Source organism: Dyadobacter frigoris, from assembly GCF_005280585.1.
GTDB lineage: Bacteria > Bacteroidota > Bacteroidia > Cytophagales > Spirosomataceae > Dyadobacter > Dyadobacter frigoris.
In genome coordinates, this window is sequence record NZ_SZVO01000055.1 from 1 (window position 1) to 1,322 (window position 1,322).

General features: G+C 36.4%; 2 protein-coding genes. Both read left to right on the forward strand.

Annotated elements, in window-relative coordinates:
- A partial coding sequence (locus FDK13_RS35710; protein WP_170983022.1) for a T9SS type A sorting domain-containing protein occupies positions 1 to 269 on the forward strand: 269 nt, incomplete at its 5' end.
- A gap of 72 nt (positions 270 to 341) precedes the next feature.
- Complete coding sequence (locus tag FDK13_RS35175) at positions 342 to 725, forward strand: T9SS type A sorting domain-containing protein (RefSeq protein ID WP_137344678.1); 384 nt, start codon at positions 342 to 344, stop codon at positions 723 to 725.
- Positions 726 to 1,322: the final 597 nt, after the last annotated feature.

Here is a 1,322-nt window from a genome sequence, read left to right on the forward strand (position 1 = left end):
TTTACATCAATAAAGGTGGAAAAATCAATGTGTTGGTCGATAAATCGGATGACAACGCAGCCACAACAATTCTTGTAAAAAACGAACAGGGAGATGTAGTGTACCGCGAAGTAGTTGCAAAAGGAAATCAAAAATTTGGTCGCCAGTTGAACGTTACGGATCTTGAAGCCGGTAAATATGAAATCGATGTTACTAGCAAAAACGAAACACAAACCAAATCATTCCAATTATCAGATCAAAAAACAGAACGTGTATTGACAATCAAATAAGCATTAGTTACCGAGTACCCTATTAGCCATCCATAAAGAAAAAAATTAGCCATACTTAAAAAAATCAAAGCCATGAAAACTTTCATCAAAAATATCGCTGTTGCTTTTGCACTTGTTGCTTCTTTCGCTTTCACTGCAAACGCAGATGATAAAGCCGCCAAAAAAGTTTCTGCCCTTAACACCGGCGTTTACATCAACAAAAACGGAAAAATTAATGTTTTTGTTGACAAACTTAACGACGATTCCAACACGACGATAGTAGTTAAAAATGCAACCGGCGATGTCGTTTACCGTGAAGTAGTTGAAAAAGATCATCAAAAATTCGGACGTATTTTAAATGTGGATGAGCTTGCCGCTGGAAAATATGAAATCAAAGTGAGCAGCAAAAATGATTCACAAACCAAATCGTTTCAATTGTCAGAACCAGTTGTTGAACGTATTGTGACGATTAAATAAAAGTATCGAAATAGTAGTCTTTGCAAATGGCTTTCGTCAAAACGGGAGCCATTTTTGTTATAAATCTGATATGGTATTAATCTAAATCATTCCCAGGGAATCCAGCCCAGGGAATAAATTCCCTGGCTACAACGTCGGCCGTGCTTACAGCACTAGAATAAAATGTCGTGGGTGTGAACGATAGGGTATTTAAGGATTTTCATCTTTTGATAAGTAGTAGTTTGCAAGATTACAAATGCCGTAGGCATGAACGACATTGTAGCCAGGGATTTCAATCCCTGGATTATAACGACAATCCCTGCGATCACAAAATGCCGTAGGTATGGCCGATATAATTTACGTAACAAGCTTCTCCTCAAACCGCTTTTTTAAGATTGAACATAGTTCAGACCATTATTTTCACAAAACCTCAACAACCCCTTTTAACCGTTTAATTGCTCATTTATTCCCAATACCACTTATCACTGAAAAGCATCCATTCGTGTACTTTGTTATACATAGTACCTGCCATCACCCTATCTTTGATTCATCAATAAGGGAAACAATTACAACAAAACATTAAATATAAATAGCCATGAAAAATTCATTCAAAAATAT

What these genes read in the sequence shown, in the direction of transcription:
- FDK13_RS35175 (WP_137344678.1), top strand. Translation starts at nt 342, where the DNA reads ATGAAAACTTTCATCAAAAATATCGCTGTTGCTTTTGCACTTGTTGCT.